The organism is Paracoccus sp. SSK6 (assembly GCF_039770665.1).
In the GTDB taxonomy this organism is placed as follows: domain Bacteria; phylum Pseudomonadota; class Alphaproteobacteria; order Rhodobacterales; family Rhodobacteraceae; genus Paracoccus.
Genome location: NZ_JBDPNJ010000034.1, coordinates 1 through 22,570, shown reverse-complemented (window position 1 = coordinate 22,570; position 22,570 = coordinate 1). Strand labels below are relative to the sequence as shown.

The window sequence follows — 22,570 nt, the reverse complement described above, 5'->3', positions numbered from 1 at the left end:
GTGCACGACGCGGCGATCATGCTGGGCGCCATGGCCTCCGTCGATCCGCAGGATTCGACCAGCGCCGACGTGGCGGTGCCGGATTATGAGGCCGCGCTGACCGGCGACATCCGGGGCAAGCGCATCGGCATCCCCCGCGAATACCGTGAAGGCCTGCCCTCCGAGATCGAGGTGCTGTGGAACCAGGGCGCGGACATGCTGCGCGACGCGGGGGCCGAGATCGTCGATATCAGCCTGCCGCATACGAAATACGCCCTGCCCGCCTATTACGTCATCGCGCCGGCCGAGGCGTCGTCGAACCTCGCCCGTTATGACGGCGTGCGTTACGGGCGCCGCGCGAAGCTGGGTCAGGGCGACGGCATCGTCGAGATGTATGAGAAGACCCGTGCCGAGGGCTTCGGCCCCGAGGTGCAGCGCCGGGTGATGATCGGCACCTATGTGCTGTCGGCGGGCTTTTACGACGCCTATTACAACCGCGCCCGCAAGGTCCGCGCGCTGATCAAGCGCGACTTCGACAATGCCTTCGCGGACGGCATCGACGCGATCCTGGCGCCGACCACGCCGTCGGCCGCCTTCCCGCTGGGGTCGCTGGATCAGTCAGATCCGGTGCAGGCCTATCTGAACGACGTGTTCACCGTCACGCTGAACCTGGTCGGCCTGCCCGGCATCGCGGTTCCCGTGGGACAGGACAGCCGGGGCCTGCCCCTGGGCCTGCAACTGTTCGGCAAGCCCTTCGGAGAGGGCGAGTTGCTGAACCACGCGCTTGTCCTGGAACGCGCCGCCGGATTTGTGGCCAAGCCCGACCGCTGGTGGTAGGGTCGGCCTTGGCATATTCAGGAGGCATGATGCGCGGCTGTCTGATCCTTTCGGTGCTGGCGCTTGCCGGCTGCGGCGAACACCTGGGCTGGAACCCGAACTACAACTTCGGCCCGACCCGCTATGGCCAGTACCACACCGCGCGGGAAGCCGCCCTGGTGACGAATGCCGAATCGCCCAGGACCATTCCTGTCGCGCGGCCCTTCTATGCCCCCACGGGCGCCGACATCGCCGGGCGCAGCCCGGTGCCGGTCCCGCCGACCATGGGCGTGACCGGCGTGCGGGTTGTGAAGAAGGTCAAGGCTGCTCCTGTCCAGGCCGCGCCCGCCCCGGCTCGGGTTGTCCGCAACCCGAACGCGCCGATCGTGATCGTGCCCGAAGCGATGCGCCGGGGCGACCAGCCGCCCCTGTGAGCGGCGATTTCCCGAGCCCCAACCATGGCGACAGGCGGGGCCAGCGTCCCGAACTGATCGTGCTGCACTATACCGGCATGGCAGACACTGCCGAGGCACGCGCGCGCCTCTGCGACCCCGCGGCCGAGGTCAGCGCCCATTGGCTGGTCCACGAGGATGGCCGGGCCGAGGCGCTTGTCCCCGAGGATCGCCGCGCCTGGCATGCGGGCGCGGGATCGTGGCAGGGCCGCGACGACGTGAACTCGCGCAGCATCGGGGTCGAGATCGCCAATCCCGGCGACCGCCCCTTCCCCGCCCGCCAGATGGACGCCGTGGCGCTGCTGCTGCGCGGCATCATGGCCCGCTGGGGGATCGGGCCGGATGGCGTGATCGGCCATTCCGACATGGCCCCTGGCCGCAAGATCGACCCCGGCCCCCGCTTCGACTGGCAGCGGCTGGCCTGCGAAGGCCTGGCGCTGCCGGGCGGGATCGGCGCGGACGCGCCCTTAGGGGTCAGCCTGACCCGCATCGGCTATCCCGCCGTGGACCCCGAAACCCGCCTTGCCGCCTTCCGCCTGCGCTTTCGCCCCTGGGCGACGGGTGCCGAAACCGAGGATGACCGCCGCATGGCTGCCTTTGTCGCGGCCTCCGTTCAGCCGCGTCATTCGGAGGCGACAGGTTCCAGATAGCCCTGCCCGGTGCGGATACGGCAGGACCAGGAAGGCCAGCGCGATCCTCCGATAGATCGTGCAGACGACATCCGACTGCCGCCGTTTCCAGATCCATCTGCCGAGACGCACTTGGCGGCTTCCCCAAGCCCGTTCCGGCGCCACGCTCTTTGACGGCCCGCAAAGACGCGACCGGATTTCCTGCGGCAAGGTGGGGGATATCATTGCGATGGTGGGGCGGATGATCGGCAAGCAGCTTTCCCGTTGGACGCTGGCGTGGTTTGCCTGGGCGCTGTGCTTCCTGATCGCCGCCCTGGGCCTGGGGGTCGTGGGCCTGGCGGGTCCGGGGGCCTGGTCCACCGGCCTCGCCCTGGCGGCGGTGCATCTGTTCGCCCTGGGCTGGCTGGGGATGATGATGCTGGGGGCGCTGATCCAGTTCACGCCGGTCCTCTGCGCGCGGCCCGTGGCGTGGCCCGGCCTGGCGCTCTCCGCGCTGCTGCTGACCGGCGGGGGCACGGCGGTGCTGGCGGCGGGGTTCCTGTCGCTGGAGGGCTGGGGACCGGGCCAGGGGCTGCTGGCCGCCGCGCCCGTTCTGCTGGCGGCGGGCTTCGGCCTGGCGGGGGCGATGCTGGTGCCGACGCTGATCGCCGCCAAGGGCTTGGCAGGGGCCGAGGGACGCATGGTCGTCCTGGCGCTGATTGCCCTGGCCGGGCTCTGGGCCACGGGAACGGTCATGGCGGCGGCGCTTGCGGGGGCCGGGCTGCCGGTCAGCCTTCCCGACGCCATGCCCGCCCACATCCTGCTGGGCGCGGGCGGCTGGCTGACGCTGGCGGCCTTCGGGGTCAGCTACAAGCTGTTCGCGATGTTCCTGCTGGCGCCCGAAACCGACGGCCCCCTGCGGCGGGCGGTTTTCGGGGGCGCGGGCCTGGCCTTGGGGCTAACCTTTGGCGGAGCAGGGCTGGCGCTCATCGGGCGCGGCGCCCTGCCCCTGAGCCTTCTGGCCGCTCTTGCCGGTGCCGCGAGTGCCGGTCTCTACCTGGCCGAAACCGCGCGCCTGTGGCGCAGCCGCCGCCGCCCGCAACTGGAGGTGAACATGCGCTGGAGCCGCGCCGCCCTGGCCTTTCTGGCCCTTTCTGCCCTGCTGCTACCCGCCGCCATGCTGTGGGGCGGCCGCTGGGCCGAGGCTGCGATATTCCTGGCCCTTGCAGGCTGGCTGTCCACGCTGACCCTGGCGCAGATGGTCAGGATCGTCTCGTTCCTGACCTGGATCCAGATCTTCGCCCCGCAGATCGGGCGGCGTCCCGTGCCGCTGGTCTCGGATTTGACCGATGCCCGCGCGACGGGCCGCTGGCTGGGCCTGTGGACGGCAGGGGTGGCGGGCGGCACGGCGGCCCTGGCCATGGGCCATGCCGGCGGCTTCCGGCTGGCCGCGCTTGCCATGCTGCTGGGCGCGCTTGGCCTTGGCCGCGAGGCCTGGGCGATCCGCCGCCTGCGCCATCTCGACCCCGCGCGGCGGCCTGACAGGCTGCCGCCCGTCATCCTTCCCCTTCCCTTCCAAGGTGCCCCCCATGACCGCCCCCGATCCCTTCGAGCTTGACGTCCGCCCCCAGCTTGCGCGCGGCGAGGAGCCCTTCGGCGCCATCATGGCCGCCGCCGACCGGCTGCTGCCCGGCCAGGCGCTGCGCCTGATCGCCCCCTTCCGGCCCGCGCCCCTGTTCGGCGTGATGGCCAACCGTGGCTTTGCCGCAAGCGACCGCCAGCGCCCCGACGGCGCCTGGGAGGTGGTCTTCGCCCCCCTGGAGGATGGCACGCCGGATGCGGGCCTCGCCCCCGGCTCGGCACCCGGCGCCGCCCTGTGGCCCGACCCGTCCGTGACCCTGGATCTGACCGGCCTGACCCCGCCCGAGCCGATGGTGCGCATCCTGGAGACGCTCGCCGCCCTGCCTGCGGGCGACGTGCTGTTCGCGCTGCTCGACCGCGAGCCGATCTTCCTGTTCCCCGAGCTTGCCACCCGCGGGCATGAATGGGCGGGCAATGTCGCGCCCGACGGGGGATCGTATCGGCTGCTGGTCCGCTCGGGCGGGCCGGAGGGGGAGGCGGAGCATGGCTGAGGATCTGCGCGCCGCCGTCATCGCCGCCCTGCGCGGGGTGGTCGATCCGGAAACCGGCGGCGACCTGGTCGCGATGGGCCTGATCTACGAGGTGGCGGTCGAAGATGGCACCGCCCGCGTCACCCTGACCACCACCACCCGAGGCTGCCCGCTGTCCGAGATGCTGCGCAGGGGCGCCGAGGACGCCGCCCTGGCCGTGCCGGGCATCACCGAGGCCCAGGTCACCCTCACCTGGACCCCGCCATGGACACCCGACAGGATGGAGGCAAGGGCGTTCTGACAGCCCGCTGCCTGGTCTCAGGCCGTCGCGGCACGCGGTTGCCGCCGCACCCGCAGCAGCATCCCCGCATGTTCGGCGATGAACAGCGCGAAACCCGCGATCCACAGCGCGCCCGATGCCTCCATCAGCCCCATGGCCCCGGTCAGATCCGCCAGGGGCCGGGCAAGCGCGGCCGCGAACAGGCAGCCATAGGCAGCCATCGTCCACCGCGAGGCTGTCAGCGCCCGGCCCGTATGGCCGCGCGTGGCCCGCGTCATCACCGCCAGCATCATCGTGGCGATCACCCCCACGGTCAGGACATGCAGCGCCGATACCGGCAGCAGCCACCCCGCCCCCGCCGCCGCAAGTGCCCCAAAGCCCAGCGGCACAAAGGCATAGGCGCCGTGCAGCACCAGCAGCAGCCCCTCGGACCGGACCGCCAGCCCCCGCCAGCGGACCAGCCGCGCCGCGTTCAGACCTGCGGCGACCAGCGTGGCCCCGATCGTCATGCGCGCCTCGGGCGCCAGGGTCCAGGCGGCAAGGGCCATGGCCGAACAGGCGATCACGCCCATGTCGAAGCGGTCATAGGCGACCGGCATCCGATCCGCGCCCTGCTGCTTCAGCCAGTTGCGGGTGAAGCTGGGAATGATGCGCCCGCCGATGATGAGGACCAGCAGGACATAACCCGCCACCGCCGCGCGCAGCCAGGCCTGCGGATCGCCCCCCGTCAGGACGGCGGCGTGAAAGCCCAGGTTGCCCGCCATGACGGCGGCGCATCCGCCCAGAACCTTCAGGTCGTTCCACTTGCGGCCCGCGACGATCTCTCGCCCCGCGATGGCCAGCAGCGCGGGCAGGAAGGCCGCGTCGATCAGCGCGGCCAGCGGCACGCCGGTCAGGGCGGCGCCCGCCATGGCAATCCGCCCGGCGGCCCAGATCGCCACCAGGCCCATCAGCGGCCGCCCGGACACCGGCAGGCTGCCCGTCCAGTTCGGGATGGCGGTCAGCAGGAACCCCGCCAGCACCGCCGGGGCGAAGCCGAAGACCATCTCATGCGCGTGCCACAGGGGGGCGCCGAAATCGCCGCCCAGGGGCAGCCCATGGGCCAGCGCCGCGATCCACAGCGCCATGGCCGCCACGGCCCAGACTGCGCCGCCCAGGAAGAACGGCCGGAAGCCATAGGACCACAGCGCGGCCCCGTCCTGTTTCAGGCCACGGGGGATTCGGGGGCGTTTCTCGGCGGACATCGCAACTCTCCTTCGACGATCTGCTTCCAGCGATAGGACGGAAAAACGCGGGCTCTTTGCGCCAGGGCAAGCAAGGGGCCAGTTCAGCGGGTCGTGATTGTTCCGGCACAACGAAGCGGCGCGCGGGAGGGGGCACAGTGTCCCTGACCGGAAAGATCCGGCCCGTCACACAATCCAACGGAGCCAGCCATGACTGCCTTTTCCGTCAGCCGCCGCACCATCCTTGCCGGTGCCGCCATCGCCGGGGCCCTGACCCAGGTGCGCCCCGCCGCAGCCGAGGCCACGGATGCGGCCCGCGCAGTGTTGACGCCCGCCGCCGCCCCCGACGTGGCCAGCCTGCCGCGCGTCAAGGTGAAGCTGGTCGATCCGCCCTTTGTCCATGGCCATGAACCCGTCGCCACCGGCGGTCCGAAGGTCGTCGAGTTCGAGATGACCATCATCGAGAAGAAGATCAAGCTTGACGACAGCGGCGCGGAAATCTGGGCCTCGACCTTCAACGGCACGGTGCCGGGGCCGCTGATGGTGGTCCACGAAGGCGATTACGTCGAACTGACGCTGATCAACGACGCCGCGAACGAATTGATGCACAACATCGACTTCCACAGCGCGACCGGGGCACTTGGCGGGGGCGCACTGACCCAGGTAAACCCCGGCGAACGCTGCGTGCTGCGCTTCAAGGCCACGAAGCCGGGCGTCTTCGTCTATCACTGCGCCCCTCCGGGCATGGTGGCCTGGCATGTGGTGTCGGGCATGAACGGCGCGATCATGGTGCTGCCGCGCGACGGGCTGAAGGACCGCCATGGCAAGCCCGTCACCTATGACAAGGTGTATTACATCGGCGAGCAGGACTTCTACGTTCCCCGCGACGAGGCCGGCAACTGGAAGACCTATGGCAGCCCCGGCGAAAGCTACGAGGATGTCGTCAAGGTCATGAAGACGCTGACGCCCACGCATGTGGTCTTCAACGGCGCCGTGGGCGCGCTGACCGGCGACAACGCGATGAAGTCCAAGGTTGGCGAGACGGTGGCCTTCGTCCACAGCCAGGCCAACCGCGACACCCGGCCCCACCTGATCGGCGGGCATGGCGACCATGTCTGGGCGACCGGCAAGTTCAACAACCCGCCAGAGGAAGGCTTGGAAACCTGGTTCATCCCGGGCGGCACGGCGGGGCTGATGGTCTATACCTTCGAACAGCCGGGCGTCTATGCCTATGTCAACCACAACCTGATCGAGGCGTTCGAACTGGGCGCCGCCGCCCATGTGGTGGTGGACGGCGAATGGAACGACGACCTGATGATGCAGGTTCTGGCCCCCGGCGGCGTGGCCTGAACCGGCTTGCCGCCCCCGTGCCGCGCGGGGGCGGCGCCTTCCTTCCTGACCCAAGGGCAAGACAATGCACGCAACCGTCCTTTTGCTGGCGGGCGCCGCAGCCGGGGCGCTTGGCCTGTCCTTCTGGCCCGACGCGCGGCCCATGCCGGAGCTGCCACCGGTGGTGCGGCTGGAACCGCAGGCCTTCCGCCACCGCCTGGACGGCGACTGGCGCCGCGACGGCCGGGCGGTCGATGCGCCGATGGCCACCGTCTCGATCCCCACGCCGGTCGAGGTCATGGCGACCCCCGTCAGCACCGGGCAATGGCTGGACTGCGTGAAGGCCCGCGCCTGCGCCCTGCCCGGCGGGCCGGTGGACGATCCCCGCCTACCCATGACCGGCATCAGCTGGATCGACGCGCAGGCCTATGCGGGCTGGCTGTCGGAGCGGACGGGCGACACATGGCGCCTGCCCAGCGATGTCGAATGGGCACACGCGGCGGCCGAGATGTTCCGCGACGACGCGCTTGGGGTGGACAGCGACACGGCCAACCCCGCCACCCGCTGGCTGGCCGAATATGCCGCCCAATCGGCCCGCAGCCGCGATCTTGACCGCGAAATCCGCCCCGTGGGGATGCTGAACGTCAATTCCCTGGGGGTGCGCGACATCGGCGGCGCCGTCTGGGAATGGACCACCACCTGCCTGCGGCGCGGAGAGCTCGATGCGGCGGGCCGCATCACCGCGCAGACCGAAAGCTGCGGCATCTATATCGCCGAAGGGCTGCACCGCGCAGCCGTGGCCGACTTCGTGCGCTACCCGAAATCGGGCGGTTGTTCGGTGGGCGCGCCGCCCGCCAACCTGGGCCTGCGCCTGGTGCGAGAGATCGGTTGACGGCACGGCATGACGCGCGGGGAACAACGGAATGCTTTGCTTTCCCCTGATTCTGCGGCACCTAGGGAAAAACCCATGCTGAAGGCGCAGAACGTGGCAATCGACATTTCCCTGGTGCGCAACCTGCCCCTGTTCCGGCAGATGGAGCCTGCGGCGCTTGCGCGGCTGATGACGCGGGCCACCCCGCGCCGCGTCCTGCCCGGCGACATCGTCTTCGAACAGGGGGCCGAGGCGGCGGCCTTCTACCTGCTTCTGCACGGGCGGCTGAAGGTCAGCCAGGTCACGCCCGATGGCCAGCAGGTCATGGTCCGCGTGGTCCATCCGGGCGACCTGTTCGGCTTTGCCCGTGCGCTGGCCCGGCCGGATTATCCCGGCACCGCGCGGGCGGCGGTCGAATCCATCGTGGTCAGCTGGCCCATGACCGACTGGGACGCCGTGGTGGAAAACAATCCCCGCCTTGCCATCAACGCCATGCAGACCATCGGCCAACGCCTGGACGAGGCCCATACCCGCCTGCGCGAGATGTCCACCCAGGAGGTCGAGCGCCGCGTGGCCCATGCCGTGCTGCGCCTGGCCGAAAAGGCGGGGCGGGTCGAGGCCACGGGCACCCGAATCGACTTTCCCATCACCCGCCAGGACATCGCCGAGATGACGGGCACCACGCTGCACACCGTGTCGCGGCTTCTGTCGTCCTGGGAAGGCCAGGGGCTTGTGGAAGGCGGCAGGCAGAAGCTGACCGTGGTGGATGCCGAAGGGCTGGCGCGGATCGCCGATCCCGAATCCTGACAACCTTCCCCTTTCTTTGCGCTTGGTCAAAGTGGCGCCCCCTGATCGGGCCTACACCCCTGTTCAACGGGCCACGATCCGGCCCGCTTGTTCAGGAGAACCACGATGACACGCTTGTCCTTCCTTGCCGCCCCCGCGCTGGCCCTGGCGCTCGCCGCGCCCGGCCTTGCCGCCGAGCACGAGGTCCACATGCTCAACAAGGGCGAGGCGGGCATGATGGTCTTCGAGCCCGGCTTCGTGAAGGCCGAGCCCGGCGACACGATCCACTTCATCCCCACCGACAAGAGCCACAACGTCGAGGCCATCGCCGAGATCCTGCCCGCGGGCGTCGAGCCCTTCAAGAGCAAGATCAACGAGGAATACACCCTCACCGTGACCGAGCCCGGCCTTTACGGCGTCAAGTGCACGCCGCATTTCGCCATGGGCATGGTGGGCCTGGTCCAGGTGGGCGACGCGCCCGCGAACCTCGAGGCCGCCAGGACCGCCAAGATGTCGAAGAAGGCGCGCGAGCGCATGGACGCGGACCTGGCCCAGGTGCAGTGACCGCAGCCGACGCGGGGCGGGCCTGACCCCGCCCCGGTCCCCCTTCAGCCGAAAGGTCCGGTCCGATGCCCGCCAAGCTGTCCCCCGCGCATCGCCGGATCGCCCGCCAGTCGCGGCTTTTTGCCTCGCTGCCCGACGCCATGGCCGAGCTGCTGCTGGACGCGGCCCATGTGGTGCGGCTGGCGCGCGGGCAGGTGCTGTTCCAGCACGGCGATGACGCCACCGCCATCCATATCGTCGCCGACGGCTGGATGAAGCTCTACCGCATCGCCCCCAGCGGCACTGAAGCCGTGGTGGGCGTGATGACGCGCGGCCAGAGCTTTGGCGAGCCCATCGCGCTGCGCCTGGCCCCTTACCCCGTCTCGGCCGAGGCGGTGACGGGGTGCGAGCTGATCGCGGTGCCCGCGCCGGTGTTTCTGGACCTGCTGAAGACCCATCCCGAGGCCGCGATCTCGATCCTGTCGGCGACCTTCCTGCACCTGCAGGGCTTGGTCGAGCAGATCGAGCAGCTGAAGGCCCGCTCGGGCGCGCAGCGCGTGGCCGAGTTCCTGCTGGAGCTGTGCCCGCCGGGCGCCGACAGCGCCACGGTGGTGCTGCCCTATGACAAGGCGCTGATCGCGGGCCGGCTGGGCATGAAGCCCGAAAGCCTCAGCCGCGCCTTCGCCCGCCTGCGCGAACTCGGCGTGCGCGTCACCCAGTCCAGCGCCGCCATCGCCTCGGTCGCCCGCCTGGAAGACCTCGCCCAGGCCGAGGCCTTCGGCGCGATCAAAAGGGTGAGCTGAAGGCCAGCGCCGCCAATCCCCAGATTGCCACCATCCACAAGCCCAGCGGCACCGTCACCGCGCCCAGCCAGCCGGGCGCGCCCCGCAGATGCAGGAAGCCGCCAAGGATCGTGCGGGCCTTGATCCAGGCCAAGACCAGCAGCCCCGCCATGGCGGCCAGCCCCGGCACCGGGGCCAGCAGGACGGTTACGGCGATCAGCGCGATCAGAAGCGCCCAGATGCGTGTCAGCGGATTCATCCCCTATCCCATCAGATAGATCGGCGGCAGGATCATCACCCAGACCAGATCGACCATGTGCCAGAACATCGCCCCCGCCTGCACGCCGTCGGGCCGGGCGCGGAGGGCGACCAGGGCCAGCACCGCCACGCCCGCGACCACATGGGCCGCGTGGAACCCCGTCAGCAGGAAATAGAAGGTGAAGAAGGGATGGCTGTCCATGCCCGCCCCCAGCGAAAGGTCGCGGGCGTATTCCACCGCCTTGACCGCCAGGAAGACCACCCCGCCAAGCGCCGCAAGCGCCAGGCCGATGCGCGCCCCGCGCCGGTTGCCTGCCCCCGCCGCGCGTTCGGCGCGGGCGGCGAACAGGCCGGACGTGACCAGCACCACCGTGTTCAGCGCCGCCATCCGCCCGTCCAGCATGGCGCGGGCTGCGGAGAACCCCTGCGGATCAGTCAGTTGCATCGCCATCATCGCGGTGATGCCCGCCGCGAAGACCAGCAGTTCCGACACGATCAGGATCCACATGATCAACTCGCCCGGCAGGTCGTCGATATTCATCACATGACCAGCTGGCGATAGATTTCCGGCAGCGCGTTCGTCAGCCGGTCGGGGTCGCGGATCACGGAAAAGCCGCCCTGCCCGAAGATGCGCGGGAACCAGCTTTGCGCGTCGCGGTCGATGGTGATGCCGAAGACGGCGTGCCCGGCGCGCCGCGCCTCGCGCACGGCCATGGCGCTGTCCTCGATCCCGTGGCGGCCTTCGTAATGGTCCAGGTCGTTGGGCTTGCCGTCGGTGATGACGATCAGCAGCCGGCGCGACCGGCCCTCGTCCGCCAGCCCCCAGGAGGCATGGCGGATCGCCGCGCCAAGGCGGGTATAGAAGCCGGGGCGCAGGGCGTGGATGCGCGCCTCGATGCTGCGGGACATGGGCTCATTGAAGGACTTGCAGTCGTGGATCCAGACCCGGTCGCGCTTCAAGGACGAGAATCCCTGCACCGCGAAGCGGTCGCCGCAGGCGTCCAGGCCCCAGGCCAGGGCGGTCAGCGCCTCTCGCGCGATGTCGATGACGGGGCGGCCTGTAACCGCGCTTTCGGTGGACCGCGACACGTCCAGCAGGATCGACACGGCAAGGTCGCGGTTTTCAGGCCGGGCCTGCTGCCAGATGCGGTCGCTGCCCCGGCCCGTGGCGCGCAGGTCGGTGACCGACCGCAGGGCCGCGTCCAGGTCCAGATCCTCGCCATCGGGCTGGGCATGGCGGATCAGCCTGGCCGGGCGCAGGGCCTGGAACTGGCGCTTGACGGCCTCGATCCGGCGGCGGGCGGCGGGATCGCTGATACCCGCGTAATCGGGCGCAGGGTCCACGGGGGCGGCCAGCACGCGGCAATGATCGGGCATCCAGACGCCGCCCCGCGCGTCCCATTCGGGATAGGTGAACTTGCCCGCAATGCGTTCGCGGTCCACATCCTCGGGCGCGAGGTCCAGGTGCAGCTTCAGCTTCGTCGCGGGCGCCTTGGAAACCTGGCCCAGCACGATTTCCTCATGGTCCTCGGCGGCCTTCTTGGCGTTGTCCAGGTCGTCATCCTCGACCCGGCGGTTGATGTTCATCATCTCGGCCCAGGTCAGCATGGCCTCGAACTTGTACAGGATGATGCTGTCCTTGCGTTCGGCCTGGTCGGATTTCATCCGCCGCGTCTTGCGCGCGGTGCCATCGCCCGACTCTTCCGGCGTGCCCCCGGTGGGGACGCTGGCAACCTCCTCGCCCACGCCTTGGCCAGGCGCGCGCAGGTCGGGCCACATGGGCACCGGCAGGAAGGGCCGGTATCCGCGCGGGGCGTGCCAATGGGCGGGCGGGTCGGCATAGCCCGCCAGCAGGGCGGGTGCGGGCGGCAGCGGGTCGCCCAGCAGGTGGCGGATCAGGGTTTCGACCTGGGCTTCGGTCCCGCGCAGGGCGGGACGGGTGCGCAGCGCCAGATGCGCGGCGCAGAGCCGCTGCCACAAGGGGCGCAGGCCGGGGGCGGCCTCCAGCGTCGCATGGGTCATGGCGATGCCTGCGCCGATGGCCGCCAGATCGGCGCGCAGCGGATCGGGATCCGCCACGGGCGCCGGGGCATGGGCGGACGCGGCGGCCAGCCACAGATACAGCCCCTCGTTATCCTCGACGCGCGGAAAGACCGTCAATTCGACCGGCAGGCGCAGCGCCGCGCCGTCGAAGCTGGCGCGGGCGACATGTTCGGCGTCGAAGGCCAGCTTGCGCCGCCACGAGATGCGGTGGCGGCTGGCCTGGTCCGCCACGGGCTTCAGTTCCACATCGACGCCGCCGCCCAGCCCCCGGAACAGCACGGCGATGCGGCCGCGCATGTCCTCGAACCGCACGGCGGCGTCGGGAAAGCGCTGCGGCGGGTCCATGCGCGAGGCGAGGAAATGCCAGATCTTGCCGACGGTTTCCTCGGGCTCCCAGGGGGCGATCTCAAGGTGGTCCATGGTCCTATCCCATCACCGCCACGACCAGATCCATCAGGCCCTTGCGGATGTCGGCATCGTCGGTCAGGGGCTCGATCATGGCGGCGCGGATGGCGCGGTCCATGCCCATGCCGCCCGCGATCAGGGTCGCGGCATAGACGACCAAGCGGGTGGACACGCCCTCCTCCAGATCCTGGCCCTTGAGCCCACGCAGCTTGTTCGCCAGCCGGACCAGCAGGGCCACGCGCTCCTGATCCAGACCGCTTTCGCGGACCACAACCGGGATTTCGTGTTCCGGCCGGGGGAAGGTGAACTCCACCGACAGGAAACGCTGACGGGTCGAAGGCTTCAGCGTCTTCATGATGTTCTGGTAGCCGGGGTTGTAGCTTGCCACCAGCATGAAGCCGGGGGCCGCCTGCAACTCCTCTCCGGTGCGGTCGATGGGCAGGATGCGGCGGTCGTCGGTCAGCGGGTGCAGCACCACGGCCACGTCCTTGCGGGCCTCGACCACCTCGTCCAGATAGCAGATGGCACCTTCGCGCACGGCGCGGGTCAGGGGGCCGTCCACCCAGACGGTTTCGCCGCCCTTGAGCAGATAGCGCCCGATCAGGTCGGCCGCCGACAGGTCGTCATGGCAGGCCACCGTGTAAAGCGGCCGTCCCAGCCGCGCCGCCATGTGGGCCACGAAGCGCGTCTTGCCGCAGCCGGTCGGCCCCTTCAGCAACAGGGGCAGGTTTTTGGCATGGGCGGCGGCGAAGATGTCGCATTCGTCGCCCTGGGGCAGGTAGAAGGGGACGTCAGTCCCCTTCATGTTGAAGCTTCCGTCCATCGCTCTCACTCCGCCGCGACCTGATCAGGGTTGTGGGCCAGACGATCGCGTTCGACCGGGCCGGGCTTGACCACTTCGCGCCGCGGCTTCAGCAGCGAATAGATCAGCAGGTAGGATCCCAGGACGACCGCCGCGCCGGCACCGAAACGCATCCAGTAGAACAGCACAAGCTGGTCCTGGACCTCCATGTAGTACTGGCCCAGCACGCGTTGCAGGTGCGTCTGCAACGTGCCCGCGAAGGTCAGCACGAAGGTCATGAACAGCATGCCCCCCGACATCATCCAGAAGGCCGCCATGTTCAGCACCTGGTTATAGGGGTCGCGCCGCTTCAGGATCGGCATGGCATAGGTGAACAGCGCCAGGTTGAGGCAGACATAGGCGCCATAGAAGGCCAGGTGCCCGTGCGCCGCCGTGACCTGCGTGCCGTGGGTGTAGTAGTTCACCCCGTGCAGCGTGTGCAGGAAGCCCCAGACGCCCGCGCCGAAGAAGGCCAGCGTCGCGCAGCCCAGGCTCCACAACAGCGCGGCCTTGTTCGGGTGGTCGCGGCGGCCCTTCCAGACCATCACGAAGGCGAATGACATCATCGCGAAGAACGGCACGACCTCGAAGGACGAGAAGATCGACCCGATCCACTGCCAGTAGGCGGGCAGCCCGATCCAGTAGTAATGGTGCCCAGTCCCCAGAATGCCGGAAAACAGCGCGGTGGCGACGATGACATACAGCCATTTCTCCACCACCTCGCGGTCCACACCCGTCAGCTTCAGCATCAGGAAGCCCAGGATGGACGCCATGATCAGTTCCCAGACGCCTTCCACCCACAGGTGGACGACGTTCCACCAGTACTGCTTGTCAAGCGCCAGGTTCGCGGGGTTGTAGAACGAGAACAGGAACAGAAGCGCCAGCCCCCACAGCCCGATCAGCAGGATCGAGGAGATGACCGTCTTGCGCCCCTTCAGCACCGTCATGCTGACGTTCCACAAAAAGATCAGCGCGGCCACGACGATGCCCACCTTGACCCACATCGGCTGTTCCAGGAACTCGCGCCCCTGGCGGCCCAGCAGGAAGTCGTTCTGGAACAGGTCGAAGTAATAGGTGAAGACCACGCCCACCGTGCCGATCACCAGGATCGCAAGCTGGATGTAGGCGGCGGTGACGGAATGGATCTCGCGCTCGGCTTCCTCGGGGATCAGGAAATAGGCGGCGCCGAAGAAGCCGGTCAGCAGCCAGACGATCAGCGAGTTGGTGTGCAGCATCCGACCGATGCTGAAGGGCAGGACTTCCGACAGGAAGTTCGGGTTGACATAGATATAGCCGATGACCAGCCCCATCGTCACCTGTACGGCGAACAAGGCCAGGGCCACCTGGATATAGGCCAGGGCGATGCGTTGCGAATGGTATTTCATGGTTTCTCTCCCGCTCAGCCGGCGTCGTTCGGCGGCCAGCTTTGGGTGTTGATGGTGCCGGTCCACAGCAGGAAGTCGGACAGGGCGCGGATGTCCTCGTCCTCCAGGTTGAACTGCGGCATCTGGCGGCGACCCTCGATGCCGGACGGCTGGGCTTCCATCCAGCCCTTCAGCATCTCGAAGGCGGCTTCGGGGTCGTCCTGGACGCCCCAGCGTTTCATCACGTTGCCGACCTCGGGCGCGAAATAGGCGCCCTCGCCCAGGATCGAGTGGCAGTTCACGCAGGCCTTCGATTCCCAGACATGCTTGCCGTGTTCGACGCTGGGGGTCAGCGTCGCGGCATTGGTGGACACGTTCACGATATACCAGTGGCCGTGGACGAACAGGCCGATGAAGACAAGGATGAAGAACAGCGACCCGCCATAGAATATGTTCCGGGCCATGCTCTTCGTCAGGACTTCGCGCATGGCGAGAATCTCCCAAAGCGATTGCGACAGGTCCGACATGCCTCGCCGCGGCGTCCGCTTCCTTGTCCTAAGTCAAGGAAGGAAGCCGAAATCCGCGCCATCATGGCGTTTGTCCGAATCTGAAGGGGGTGGCGATGCACGACCGCTGGCCGGTATGGAAACTGGCGCTGCTGCTTTACGTCTTCGCGGCGGGGGCGGTGGCGATCAACCTGTTCATGCTGGGGCTGATGTTCCAGGCCTTCGGCTTCGCCGCGCTGTCGCCGGTCGCAGCGCTGTCGGCCTCTGTCCTTCTTGGCATTCCCGCAGCCTGGCTGGCGGGCCGCTGGGTGCGCCACCTGCTGGACGAAGGGGCAGAGCCGTAGGGCGGCCATCCCCCGTCACTGGCGCCTTTCGCAAGGCGCGCGCTTCTGTCACTGTTCCCTGTCAGCGACGTGGAAACAGGCAATGTGCAACCTTTATGCGCAAATCAGAAGCCAGGACGACATCCGCCAGACCCTGGCCGAAGTCATCGACACCGGCGACGATTTCCAGGATCTGACCGGCAACCTGCCCGCGCAGCCGGGGATCTTTCCCGACTACGCGGCGCCCATCGTCCGGCGCGGCCCGTCAGGCGGGTGGCAACTGGCCCGCGCCCGCTGGGGAATGCCCTCGCCCGCCTTTGCGTTGAAGGGCAAGCGCACCGATCCGGGCGTGACCAATATCCGAAACACCGCCTCGCCCTATTGGCGGCGCTGGCTGGGGGCGGAACACCGCTGCCTCGTGCCCTTCACAAGCTTTTCCGAAATCGACGGACGCTCCGGCGCGCCGCGCAACCACCCCGTCTGGTTCGCCCTGGACGACGACCGCCCGCTGGCCTTCTTCGCGGGCCTGTGGACCGGATGGACGTCGGTCAGGAAGCTGAAGGAGGGCGAGGTGACCGCCGATCTCTACGGTTTCCTGACCTGCGATCCCAATGCCGAGGTCCGGCCCGTCCACCCGAAGGCCATGCCCGTGATCCTGACCCGCCCCGAGGAATGGCGGCGCTGGCTGACCGCCCCTGCCGCGGAGGCCCTGGCGCTGCAACGGCCCTTGCCCGACGGGCTGCTGCGAATCGTCGCCGAAGGCGCGCGGGAGGATGGGGGCTAGCCCGGCGCCGTCGCGCCTCTTGGAACGCGTCATCCGAGGCCGGAAACCGTGATGGCTTGCGGGCCATGGCCCAGGCTTCGGCGCTGCGGACGGCAAAAACCTGTTCCGACGCGCTTTTATGGGGCATGGATCCGTTTTCGGCGATAAACCCGAGGCACTGACCTTGCCCACCGACCCGAAAGGACCACGATGACCTGCGCCTGCGGCCACCACCACCATCCCCGCCACCCTCACGATGCCAAGGGCACGCCCGTCGCGCTGAAGCAGCCGATGTTCGGGCTGACCGGGCGGCTGATCTGTGCGGATGCGGGCCAGATGATGACCGCGCTGTCGCTGCTGCCCGACCATATCCGCCTCAGCCGAGAGGAACCCGGCTGCCTGCGTTTCGACCTGTGGCAGGACGAGGATCCGCTGGTCTGGCACCTGTCCGAACTGTTCGTCGATGCCGATGCCTTTGCCGCCCATGGCGCGCGGACCAAGGACAGCGCCTGGGGCCGCGAGGGGGCGGCGATCGGCCGCGATTTCCAGCGCCATGAGGTGATCCCGGTCATTCGCCGCGAAACGCGCCAGGATCTGGATGCCATCGACGCCCTTCTGCGCGACAGCTTCGGCGGCAACGACGAGGCGCAACTGGTGCGCAAGCTGCGCGAGGACGGCGACCTGGCCCTGTCGCTGGTCGTCGATGCGGGGGGCACCATCCTGGGCCATCTCGGGCTGTCCCCGCTGGGGGCCGATGGTCCGGCCTATGCGCTGGCGCCCCTTGCGGTCAGCCCCAAGGCGCAGCGGCTTGGGCTGGGGGCGGCCCTGATCCGCGAGGCCGTGGCCTGGGCCGATACCGCGACGGTCGTGGTTCTGGGCAATCCCGGCTACTATGGTCCCCTGGGCTTCAAGCCTGCGATCCTGAACTCTCCCTATGCGGGCCTTGCCTTGCAGATGATCGGCGACCTGCCGAAGGGCAGCACCATCCGCCACGCCCCGGCCTTCGATTCGCTGTAAGGCGGAAAGCACGGGCCCGGCCTTGCGTCCCGGCCTTGGCAGGTTACATCTGGGCCAGCAAGAAAGGATCCCCCATGGCAGGACAACCGACCTTCGACTCTGCTGACGCCGCCTCGGGCAGCGCGTTTGGCACCCTTCCCGCATGGGATCTGACCGATCTTTACCCCGCCCCGGATTCGCCCGAACTGGCGGCCGACATCGCGACCCTGGAAAGCGGGGTGCGCGATTTCGCCGCCCGCTACCAGGGCAGGCTGGCCGATCTGTCCGCGCCCCAGATGCTGGCCTGCATCGAGGCGTACCAGCAGATCGACATCACCGCCGGACGCATCATGTCCTATGCGGGGCTGCGCTATTACCAGAACACGGTGGACGCCGCGCGCGCCAAGATGATGGGCGACCTGCAGGCGCGGATCACCGACATCACCACGCCGCTGGTCTTTTTCAGCCTGGAATTCAACCGCATCCCCGACGAGACCTATGAGGCGGTCTTCGCCGCCGCCGACGGTCCCGCCCGCTACAAGCCCGTCTTCGACCGGATGCGCGCCATGCGCCCGCACCAGTTGTCGGACGAACTGGAACAGTTCCTGCACGACACTTCCGTCGTGGGCGCCGCCGCCTGGAACCGCCTGTTCGACGAGACCACCGCCGCGCTGGAATTCCAGGTGGACGGCGAGACGCTGGGCCTGGAAGCCACGCTGAACCTGCTGACCGATCACGACCGGGCCCGGCGCGAGGCTGCCGCCCGCGCTCTCGCCGAGGTTTTCGGCAAGAACGTCAAGCTGTTCGCCCGCATCCACAACACGCTGGCCAAGGAAAAGGCCATCGAGGACAAGTGGCGCAAGATGCCCACGCCGCAGACCGGCCGCCACCTGTCGAACCATGTCGAGCCCGAGGTGGTCGAGGCGCTGCGAAACGCCGTTACTGCCGCCTATCCGCGCCTGTCGCACCGCTATTACGCGCTCAAGGCGAAATGGCTTGGGCTGGACAAGCTGCAGGTCTGGGACCGCAACGCGCCGCTGCCCACCGCCCCCGCCCGCACTATCGGCTGGGACGAGGCGCGGCAGACGGTGCTTGACGCCTATGCAGGCTTCTCGCCCCGGCTGGCGGAACTGGCGCAGCCCTTCTTCGAGCGTGGCTGGATCGACGCCGCCGTGACCCCCGGCAAGGCGCCCGGCGCCTTCGCCCATCCGACGGTCACGACCGTGCATCCCTATGTCCTGCTGAACTATCTGGGCAAGCCCCGCGACGTGATGACGCTGGCGCATGAACTGGGCCACGGCGTCCACCAGCGGCTGGCGGCGGACCGGGGCGAGTTGCTGGCCTCCACGCCCCTGACGCTGGCGGAAACCGCCAGCGTGTTCGGCGAGATGCTGACCTTCCGCGCGCTGCTGGCGAAGACCTCTGATCCCGCCGAGAAGAAGGCCCTGCTGGCCGGCAAGGTCGAGGACATGATCAACACCGTGGTCCGCCAGATCGCCTTCTACGACTTCGAATGCAAGCTGCACGCCGCGCGGGCCGAGGGCGAGTTGACCCCCGACGACATCAACGCGCTGTGGATGTCGGTGCAGGCCGAAAGCCTTGGCCCGGTCTTCGAGTTCATGCCGGGATACGAGACCTTCTGGACCTATGTGCCCCATTTCGTGCATTCGCCCTTCTATGTCTATGCCTATGCCTTCGGCGACGGCTTGGTGAACGCGCTCTATGCGACCTACGAAGCCGGGCTGCCGGACTTCCAGCAGAAGTATTTCGACCTGCTGGCGGCGGGCGGATCGAAGCACCACACCGAACTGCTGGCACCCTTCGGACTGGACGCGTCCAACCCGAAGTTCTGGGACAAGGGGCTGTCGATGATCGAGGGCTTCATCGACGAGCTTGAGGCTCTGGAGGCATAGGGGGCTGCCGCCCCCATCCGCCATGCGGATTCCCCCGCGGATATTTATGCACAGAAGATGGTGGCGATGCTGAAACGGATCCTTGCAGCGGTGGTGGTGCTGGTTGCCCTTGCCGCTGCGGCTTTCCTTGTCTTCGCGCCGGCCTATGTCGAACGGGGGTTGAACCCCGTGCGGCTGCCCGTCGAAGGCTGGCCCGTCAGCGCCCAGGCGCAGGCGCTGCATGACCGGCTGGTGATCGGCGACTGGCATTCCGACGCGCTTCTGTGGGACCGCGATATCCTGGACCGTGCCGACCGAGGGCATACCGACGTGCCGCGTCTGCTGGACGGCAATGTCGCGGTGCAGGTCTTCACAACCGTGACCAAAAGCCCACGCGGCCAGAATTATGACCAGAACAGCACTGAAGCCCCCGACAACATCACGCCGCTGTTCATGGGCCAGTTGCGCCCGCTGCGGTCCTGGTTCTCGCTGCGCGAACGCGCCCTGGTGCAGGCCGAGGCGCTGGCGCAGGCCGCCGAGGATGCGCCCGACCGGCTGCGCCTGATCCGCACGCGGGCCGACCTGCAGGCGGTACTGGACGCACGGGCCGACGGGCAGCATGTGCTGGGCGCGATCCTGGGATCCGAGGGCGGGCATCCCCTAGAGGGCGACATCGCCAACTTGGACGTGATGCATGACGCGGGTTTCCGGCTGATCGGTCTGACGCATTTCTTCGACAACGAACTGGGCGGCAGCCTGCATGGCGAGGGCGGCACCGGCGCGGGCCTGTCGGATTTCGGGCGGCAGGTCGTGGACGGAATGATCCAGCGCGGCATGGTGATCGACCTTGCCCATGCCTCGCCCATGATGGTGCAGGACGTGCTGGCAATCCCGGAGGCGCGCCCGATCCTGTCCCATACCGGCATCCACGGCCATTGCGGCAGCGCGCGGAACCTCGACGACGATCTGGTCCGCCAGATCGCGGCCAAGGGGGGCGTGATCGGCATCGGCTTCTGGTCCGACGTGGTCTGCGGCGGTACCCCGGCCCATATCGCGGAAAGCATCACCGCCGCCATACGGCTGGTGGGCGAGGATCACGTCTCGCTCGGCTCGGACTATGACGGCTCGGTTTCGGTGCCTTTTGACGCGGCGCATCTGTCGGCGCTGACGCAGGCGCTGCTGGACGAGGGCCTGTCCGAGCCGCAGATAGCCAAGGTCATGGGCGGCAACATGATCCGCTATCTGAACGAAACCCTGCCTGAGGCTTGAGCCATGAAACGAACCACCCTTCTCCATTCCGAACTCTCGGGCCTGATCGCCGCCATGGGGCATGGCGACCTGCTGGTCATCGGCGATGCGGGCCTGCCGGTCCTGCCCGGCGTGCGCTGCATCGACCTGGCCGTGACGCGCGGCGTGCCCGGTTTCTTCGACGTGCTGGATGCGGTTCTGGCCGAACTGGTGGTGGAACGATCCGCCTGGGCCAGCGAGGCATCCGCCGATCTGCAGCAGGCCTTGTGCGCCCGCGACCTGGGCAAGCCCGCCACTATCGCCCATGATGCCTTCAAGGCGCTGACCCGCGACGCCCGTGCCATCGTGCGCACCGGGGAATTCACGCCCTATGCCAATGTCGCGCTATGGTCCGGCGTGGCGTTCTGACCCTGCGGAACCGCCTTGGCAAAACCGCGTTCGGTCGCAGATCATGCAAAGGGAGTGTGGACGGATGCAGAAGACCCTTACCGGCCTTGGCGCCATTCTTGCGATGCTGACGCTTGCCGGGTGCCAGACCGCGCAGGGCCTTGGCCGCGACGTTTCGACTGCGGGCCAGGTGATCCAGCAGGAAAGCGCCCAGGCGATGTGAAGCGGATCGAAGGCGGCCTTCCGGGGCCGCCTTCGATGGTCATGCCTAGCGGGTCGAGGGATGCTCTTTCGCCGCTGCCCTGATCTTGTTGGCGATGGGCCAGGTCCAGCCGATCTGGCGCGAGCGGTTGGGCCGCAGGTAAACCCAGTTCAGCAACGCGGCGGGCACGCCCAGGACCAGGCCGATGATCGCGCCCCAGATGAAGGTCGCGACGGTGAAATAGCCCATCGCCAACCCCGCGATCACCACGGCGCCACCGATCGAGGCGACCCAGATGTGGATCAGGAACATTCGAAGGTGCATGATGATGCTCCGATGAAACAGGTTCCGGTGAAACGAACGGGGATGGCGGCGGTTCCAGCACAGGAGGATGCGATGCGGCTGATCTTTCTTGTTCCCCTTCTGCTGCCGCTGCCGGCGGCGGCATGGACCGCGCAGAACGGCATGACCGCCGTGCAGACCGGCCCGTCCGAGATCACGGTCATCCACGACGTCCGGCGCGGCGACACCGACTACTGGTGCGCGGCGGGCGATTTCGCGCAGCGCGCGCTGGGGCTGCCCGGCAAGACGCGGCTCTGGCGCGCATCCCCCAAGCCGCGCCGGGCGGGCGACGGGATCGTCTTCACGCTGGATGAAAGGAATGCAGCCAAGGGCGCGGGGCTATCGCAATTCGGCAGCGGCCCGCGCGACGGATCCCTCCCGCTGGCCATGGCGGTCGGCAGCTATTGTCGGGTGATCGTGCCGTTTTTCGATTAACGGTTTTGCAATCGAAGCGCGCGATGATGGCGCATGTCGCGCTATCTCCGCCCTCGTATGTCCGGTGTGCCGGTGTTCTTCACGGTTGCGCTTGCGCAGCGGCGCAGTTGGTTGCTGGTCGATCAGGTCGGGGCGTTGCGCGAAGCGGTGCAAGTGACGCGGGCGGAGCGGCCGTTCGGGATTGAGGCGTGGGTGGTGTTGCCGGATCATCTGCATTGCATCTGGCGGATGCCGGAGGGGGATTGCGATTACGGCGTCCGGTGGGGCGCGATCAAGGCACGGTTCTCGCGGGCGGTGAGGGGATCGGTGGGGTGGAACCCCACCCTACGGTCGTCGTCCAAGGTGGCGAAGGGGGATGCCGGCGTCTGGCAGCGGCGGTTTTGGGAGCATTATCTGCGGGATAAGGCGGATTTCGCGGCGCATATGCGGTATTGTTGGTTCAATCCGGTGAAGCATGGGTTGGTGGAGCGGCCCGAGGATTGGCCGTATTCGTCGTTTCACCGGGACATGGCGGCAGGCCGGGTGGATTGGGCAAGCTGCCTCGGCGCCCCGTAGGGTGGGGTTCCACCCCACCATGGCCCGGCGACGGGCCATGCGCGTCGGTTGGGGATCGTGAGGCGTAGAGGCGTAGGGTGGGGTTTTACCCCACCGTTCAGTGGCATTGGCGCGGAGAGTGGCGGGGTGGAACCCCACCCTACGTTTGCTAGATAAGCCGGTAAACTACAGTTATGACGGTAAGGGCAGTCGGGACGAGCAAGAATAATCCTCCAATTAGGTATAGAATT

Annotated in this window: 28 protein-coding genes; 20 read left to right on the top strand and 8 right to left on the bottom strand. The window is 68.3% G+C overall.

The window, feature by feature from the left end; all coding sequences use genetic code 11:
- From AAIL68_RS15425 to AAIL68_RS15400, 6 genes are all read left to right on the top strand, one after another.
- Positions 1-816: amidase family protein (locus tag AAIL68_RS15425; protein ID WP_347140631.1), on the top strand; the 816-nt coding region annotated here is incomplete at its 5' end.
- 26 nt (positions 817-842) lie between these two features.
- Positions 843-1,229, top strand: a complete 387-nt coding sequence (locus AAIL68_RS15420) for a hypothetical protein (protein WP_347140630.1) — start codon at positions 843-845, stop codon at positions 1,227-1,229.
- A complete protein-coding gene (locus tag AAIL68_RS15415; RefSeq protein WP_347140629.1) occupies positions 1,226-1,897 on the top strand; it encodes an N-acetylmuramoyl-L-alanine amidase in 672 nt (223 codons plus the stop codon). The genes AAIL68_RS15420 and AAIL68_RS15415 overlap by 4 nt, the downstream gene beginning before the upstream one ends.
- Positions 1,898-2,087: 190 nt before the next feature.
- A complete protein-coding gene (locus AAIL68_RS15410; protein WP_347140628.1) occupies positions 2,088-3,473 on the top strand; it encodes a hypothetical protein in 1,386 nt (461 codons plus the stop codon).
- Positions 3,445-3,987, top strand: a complete 543-nt coding sequence (locus AAIL68_RS15405; protein WP_347140627.1) for a DUF2249 domain-containing protein — start codon at positions 3,445-3,447, stop codon at positions 3,985-3,987. Before AAIL68_RS15410 ends, AAIL68_RS15405 begins: the two co-directional genes overlap by 29 nt.
- Positions 3,980-4,267 (top strand): metal-sulfur cluster assembly factor, encoded by a 288-nt coding sequence (locus tag AAIL68_RS15400; RefSeq protein ID WP_347140626.1) that lies wholly within the window; start codon positions 3,980-3,982, stop codon positions 4,265-4,267. Before AAIL68_RS15405 ends, AAIL68_RS15400 begins: the two co-directional genes overlap by 8 nt.
- Before the next feature lie 17 nt (positions 4,268-4,284).
- Here AAIL68_RS15400 and AAIL68_RS15395 read toward each other — a convergent pair whose 3' ends face one another.
- The gene (locus AAIL68_RS15395; protein ID WP_347140625.1) at positions 4,285-5,490 is read right to left on the bottom strand and encodes an NnrS family protein; all 1,206 of its coding nucleotides are present in this window, start codon (positions 5,488-5,490) and stop codon (positions 4,285-4,287) included.
- A 189-nt stretch (positions 5,491-5,679) separates the two neighbouring features.
- Between AAIL68_RS15395 and nirK the strand changes: the two genes are divergently transcribed.
- The 5 genes from nirK (at position 5,680) to AAIL68_RS15370 (ending at position 9,801) form a co-directional block, all read left to right on the top strand.
- The gene (nirK, locus tag AAIL68_RS15390; protein ID WP_347140624.1) at positions 5,680-6,819 is read left to right on the top strand and encodes a copper-containing nitrite reductase; all 1,140 of its coding nucleotides are present in this window, start codon (positions 5,680-5,682) and stop codon (positions 6,817-6,819) included.
- Positions 6,820-6,883: 64 nt separating this feature from the next.
- Positions 6,884-7,690 carry an SUMF1/EgtB/PvdO family nonheme iron enzyme gene (locus tag AAIL68_RS15385; RefSeq protein ID WP_347140623.1) on the top strand — a complete coding sequence of 269 codons (807 nt, stop codon included), beginning with the start codon at positions 6,884-6,886 and terminating at the stop codon, positions 7,688-7,690.
- A gap of 75 nt (positions 7,691-7,765) precedes the next feature.
- On the top strand, positions 7,766-8,476 hold the full coding sequence (locus tag AAIL68_RS15380) for a Crp/Fnr family transcriptional regulator (RefSeq protein ID WP_347140622.1): 711 nt from the start codon (positions 7,766-7,768) through the stop codon (positions 8,474-8,476).
- A gap of 105 nt (positions 8,477-8,581) precedes the next feature.
- On the top strand, positions 8,582-9,019 hold the full coding sequence (locus AAIL68_RS15375) for a pseudoazurin (RefSeq protein WP_347140621.1): 438 nt from the start codon (positions 8,582-8,584) through the stop codon (positions 9,017-9,019).
- Positions 9,020-9,084: 65 nt separating this feature from the next.
- A complete protein-coding gene (locus AAIL68_RS15370; protein WP_347140620.1) occupies positions 9,085-9,801 on the top strand; it encodes a Crp/Fnr family transcriptional regulator in 717 nt (238 codons plus the stop codon).
- Here the strand turns inward: AAIL68_RS15370 and AAIL68_RS15365 are convergent.
- From AAIL68_RS15365 to AAIL68_RS15340, 6 genes are read right to left on the bottom strand one after another with little or no spacing between them, the layout of a single operon-like run.
- Positions 9,785-10,039 (bottom strand): cytochrome C oxidase subunit IV family protein, encoded by a 255-nt coding sequence (locus AAIL68_RS15365; protein WP_347140619.1) that lies wholly within the window; start codon positions 10,037-10,039, stop codon positions 9,785-9,787. The two genes, AAIL68_RS15370 and AAIL68_RS15365, sit on opposite strands and share 17 nt — an antisense overlap.
- Before the next feature lie 3 nt (positions 10,040-10,042).
- Positions 10,043-10,579, bottom strand: coding sequence for a cytochrome c oxidase subunit 3 (locus tag AAIL68_RS15360; protein ID WP_347140618.1), 537 nt, complete (start codon positions 10,577-10,579; stop codon positions 10,043-10,045).
- Complete coding sequence (locus tag AAIL68_RS15355; protein ID WP_347140617.1) at positions 10,579-12,501, bottom strand: VWA domain-containing protein; 1,923 nt, start codon at positions 12,499-12,501, stop codon at positions 10,579-10,581. The genes AAIL68_RS15360 and AAIL68_RS15355 overlap by 1 nt, the downstream gene beginning before the upstream one ends.
- A 4-nt stretch (positions 12,502-12,505) precedes the next feature.
- Positions 12,506-13,291 carry a CbbQ/NirQ/NorQ/GpvN family protein gene (locus tag AAIL68_RS15350; protein WP_347140616.1) on the bottom strand — a complete coding sequence of 262 codons (786 nt, stop codon included), beginning with the start codon at positions 13,289-13,291 and terminating at the stop codon, positions 12,506-12,508.
- A gap of 23 nt (positions 13,292-13,314) precedes the next feature.
- Positions 13,315-14,712 carry a cbb3-type cytochrome c oxidase subunit I gene (locus AAIL68_RS15345; RefSeq protein ID WP_347140615.1) on the bottom strand — a complete coding sequence of 466 codons (1,398 nt, stop codon included), beginning with the start codon at positions 14,710-14,712 and terminating at the stop codon, positions 13,315-13,317.
- A gap of 14 nt (positions 14,713-14,726) precedes the next feature.
- On the bottom strand, positions 14,727-15,179 hold the full coding sequence (locus AAIL68_RS15340) for a cytochrome c (RefSeq protein ID WP_347140632.1): 453 nt from the start codon (positions 15,177-15,179) through the stop codon (positions 14,727-14,729).
- 134 nt (positions 15,180-15,313) lie between these two features.
- On the opposite strand from AAIL68_RS15340, the gene AAIL68_RS15335 reads away from it, so the two are divergent.
- The 7 genes from AAIL68_RS15335 to AAIL68_RS15305 all read left to right on the top strand — a co-directional run bounded on the left by AAIL68_RS15335 (position 15,314) and on the right by AAIL68_RS15305 (position 21,029).
- On the top strand, positions 15,314-15,541 hold the full coding sequence (locus AAIL68_RS15335; RefSeq protein ID WP_347140614.1) for a hypothetical protein: 228 nt from the start codon (positions 15,314-15,316) through the stop codon (positions 15,539-15,541).
- A gap of 82 nt (positions 15,542-15,623) precedes the next feature.
- Positions 15,624-16,304, top strand: a complete 681-nt coding sequence (locus tag AAIL68_RS15330) for an SOS response-associated peptidase family protein (RefSeq protein ID WP_347140613.1) — start codon at positions 15,624-15,626, stop codon at positions 16,302-16,304.
- A 189-nt stretch (positions 16,305-16,493) separates the two neighbouring features.
- Positions 16,494-17,300, top strand: a complete 807-nt coding sequence (locus tag AAIL68_RS15325) for a GNAT family N-acetyltransferase (RefSeq protein WP_347140612.1) — start codon at positions 16,494-16,496, stop codon at positions 17,298-17,300.
- Positions 17,301-17,374: 74 nt separating this feature from the next.
- Positions 17,375-19,192, top strand: coding sequence for a M3 family oligoendopeptidase (locus AAIL68_RS15320; RefSeq protein WP_347140611.1), 1,818 nt, complete (start codon positions 17,375-17,377; stop codon positions 19,190-19,192).
- A 66-nt stretch (positions 19,193-19,258) separates the two neighbouring features.
- Positions 19,259-20,440: a membrane dipeptidase gene (locus AAIL68_RS15315; RefSeq protein ID WP_347140610.1), complete on the top strand. Its 1,182-nt coding sequence runs from the start codon at positions 19,259-19,261 to the stop codon at positions 20,438-20,440.
- Positions 20,441-20,443: 3 nt separating this feature from the next.
- Complete coding sequence (gene rbsD / locus AAIL68_RS15310; protein ID WP_347140609.1) at positions 20,444-20,827, top strand: D-ribose pyranase; 384 nt, start codon at positions 20,444-20,446, stop codon at positions 20,825-20,827.
- A 64-nt stretch (positions 20,828-20,891) separates the two neighbouring features.
- A complete protein-coding gene (locus AAIL68_RS15305; protein ID WP_347140608.1) occupies positions 20,892-21,029 on the top strand; it encodes an entericidin EcnAB in 138 nt (45 codons plus the stop codon).
- Positions 21,030-21,074: 45 nt separating this feature from the next.
- Here AAIL68_RS15305 and AAIL68_RS15300 read toward each other — a convergent pair whose 3' ends face one another.
- Positions 21,075-21,320, bottom strand: a complete 246-nt coding sequence (locus tag AAIL68_RS15300; RefSeq protein WP_347140607.1) for a hypothetical protein — start codon at positions 21,318-21,320, stop codon at positions 21,075-21,077.
- 84 nt (positions 21,321-21,404) lie between these two features.
- On the opposite strand from AAIL68_RS15300, the gene AAIL68_RS15295 reads away from it, so the two are divergent.
- Both AAIL68_RS15295 and AAIL68_RS15290 read left to right on the top strand, forming a co-directional pair.
- Entirely contained in the window at positions 21,405-21,785 is a 381-nt protein-coding gene (locus AAIL68_RS15295) for a hypothetical protein (RefSeq protein ID WP_347140606.1), read from the top strand.
- A gap of 33 nt (positions 21,786-21,818) precedes the next feature.
- Positions 21,819-22,340, top strand: coding sequence for a transposase (locus AAIL68_RS15290; protein ID WP_347140605.1), 522 nt, complete (start codon positions 21,819-21,821; stop codon positions 22,338-22,340).
- Positions 22,341-22,570: the final 230 nt, after the last annotated feature.

Coding starts and splice junctions, on each gene's coding strand:
- AAIL68_RS15315 (WP_347140610.1), top strand. CDS start 19,259: ATGCTGAAACGGATCCTTGCAGCGGTGGTGGTGCTGGTTGCCCTTGCC.
- AAIL68_RS15370 (WP_347140620.1), top strand. CDS start 9,085: ATGCCCGCCAAGCTGTCCCCCGCGCATCGCCGGATCGCCCGCCAGTCG.
- AAIL68_RS15335 (WP_347140614.1), top strand. CDS start 15,314: ATGCACGACCGCTGGCCGGTATGGAAACTGGCGCTGCTGCTTTACGTC.
- rbsD (WP_347140609.1), top strand. CDS start 20,444: ATGAAACGAACCACCCTTCTCCATTCCGAACTCTCGGGCCTGATCGCC.
- AAIL68_RS15380 (WP_347140622.1), top strand. CDS start 7,766: ATGCTGAAGGCGCAGAACGTGGCAATCGACATTTCCCTGGTGCGCAAC.
- AAIL68_RS15360 (WP_347140618.1), bottom strand. CDS start 10,579: ATGAATATCGACGACCTGCCGGGCGAGTTGATCATGTGGATCCTGATC.
- AAIL68_RS15305 (WP_347140608.1), top strand. CDS start 20,892: ATGCAGAAGACCCTTACCGGCCTTGGCGCCATTCTTGCGATGCTGACG.
- AAIL68_RS15330 (WP_347140613.1), top strand. CDS start 15,624: ATGTGCAACCTTTATGCGCAAATCAGAAGCCAGGACGACATCCGCCAG.
- AAIL68_RS15385 (WP_347140623.1), top strand. CDS start 6,884: ATGCACGCAACCGTCCTTTTGCTGGCGGGCGCCGCAGCCGGGGCGCTT.
- AAIL68_RS15300 (WP_347140607.1), bottom strand. CDS start 21,320: ATGTTCCTGATCCACATCTGGGTCGCCTCGATCGGTGGCGCCGTGGTG.
- AAIL68_RS15365 (WP_347140619.1), bottom strand. CDS start 10,039: ATGAATCCGCTGACACGCATCTGGGCGCTTCTGATCGCGCTGATCGCC.
- AAIL68_RS15375 (WP_347140621.1), top strand. CDS start 8,582: ATGACACGCTTGTCCTTCCTTGCCGCCCCCGCGCTGGCCCTGGCGCTC.
- AAIL68_RS15355 (WP_347140617.1), bottom strand. CDS start 12,501: ATGGACCACCTTGAGATCGCCCCCTGGGAGCCCGAGGAAACCGTCGGC.
- AAIL68_RS15290 (WP_347140605.1), top strand. CDS start 21,819: ATGTCGCGCTATCTCCGCCCTCGTATGTCCGGTGTGCCGGTGTTCTTC.
- AAIL68_RS15345 (WP_347140615.1), bottom strand. CDS start 14,712: ATGAAATACCATTCGCAACGCATCGCCCTGGCCTATATCCAGGTGGCC.
- AAIL68_RS15405 (WP_347140627.1), top strand. CDS start 3,445: ATGACCGCCCCCGATCCCTTCGAGCTTGACGTCCGCCCCCAGCTTGCG.
- AAIL68_RS15400 (WP_347140626.1), top strand. CDS start 3,980: ATGGCTGAGGATCTGCGCGCCGCCGTCATCGCCGCCCTGCGCGGGGTG.
- AAIL68_RS15340 (WP_347140632.1), bottom strand. CDS start 15,179: ATGCGCGAAGTCCTGACGAAGAGCATGGCCCGGAACATATTCTATGGC.
- AAIL68_RS15395 (WP_347140625.1), bottom strand. CDS start 5,490: ATGTCCGCCGAGAAACGCCCCCGAATCCCCCGTGGCCTGAAACAGGAC.
- AAIL68_RS15350 (WP_347140616.1), bottom strand. CDS start 13,291: ATGAAGGGGACTGACGTCCCCTTCTACCTGCCCCAGGGCGACGAATGC.
- AAIL68_RS15420 (WP_347140630.1), top strand. CDS start 843: ATGATGCGCGGCTGTCTGATCCTTTCGGTGCTGGCGCTTGCCGGCTGC.
- AAIL68_RS15295 (WP_347140606.1), top strand. CDS start 21,405: ATGCGGCTGATCTTTCTTGTTCCCCTTCTGCTGCCGCTGCCGGCGGCG.
- AAIL68_RS15325 (WP_347140612.1), top strand. CDS start 16,494: ATGACCTGCGCCTGCGGCCACCACCACCATCCCCGCCACCCTCACGAT.
- nirK (WP_347140624.1), top strand. CDS start 5,680: ATGACTGCCTTTTCCGTCAGCCGCCGCACCATCCTTGCCGGTGCCGCC.
- AAIL68_RS15320 (WP_347140611.1), top strand. CDS start 17,375: ATGGCAGGACAACCGACCTTCGACTCTGCTGACGCCGCCTCGGGCAGC.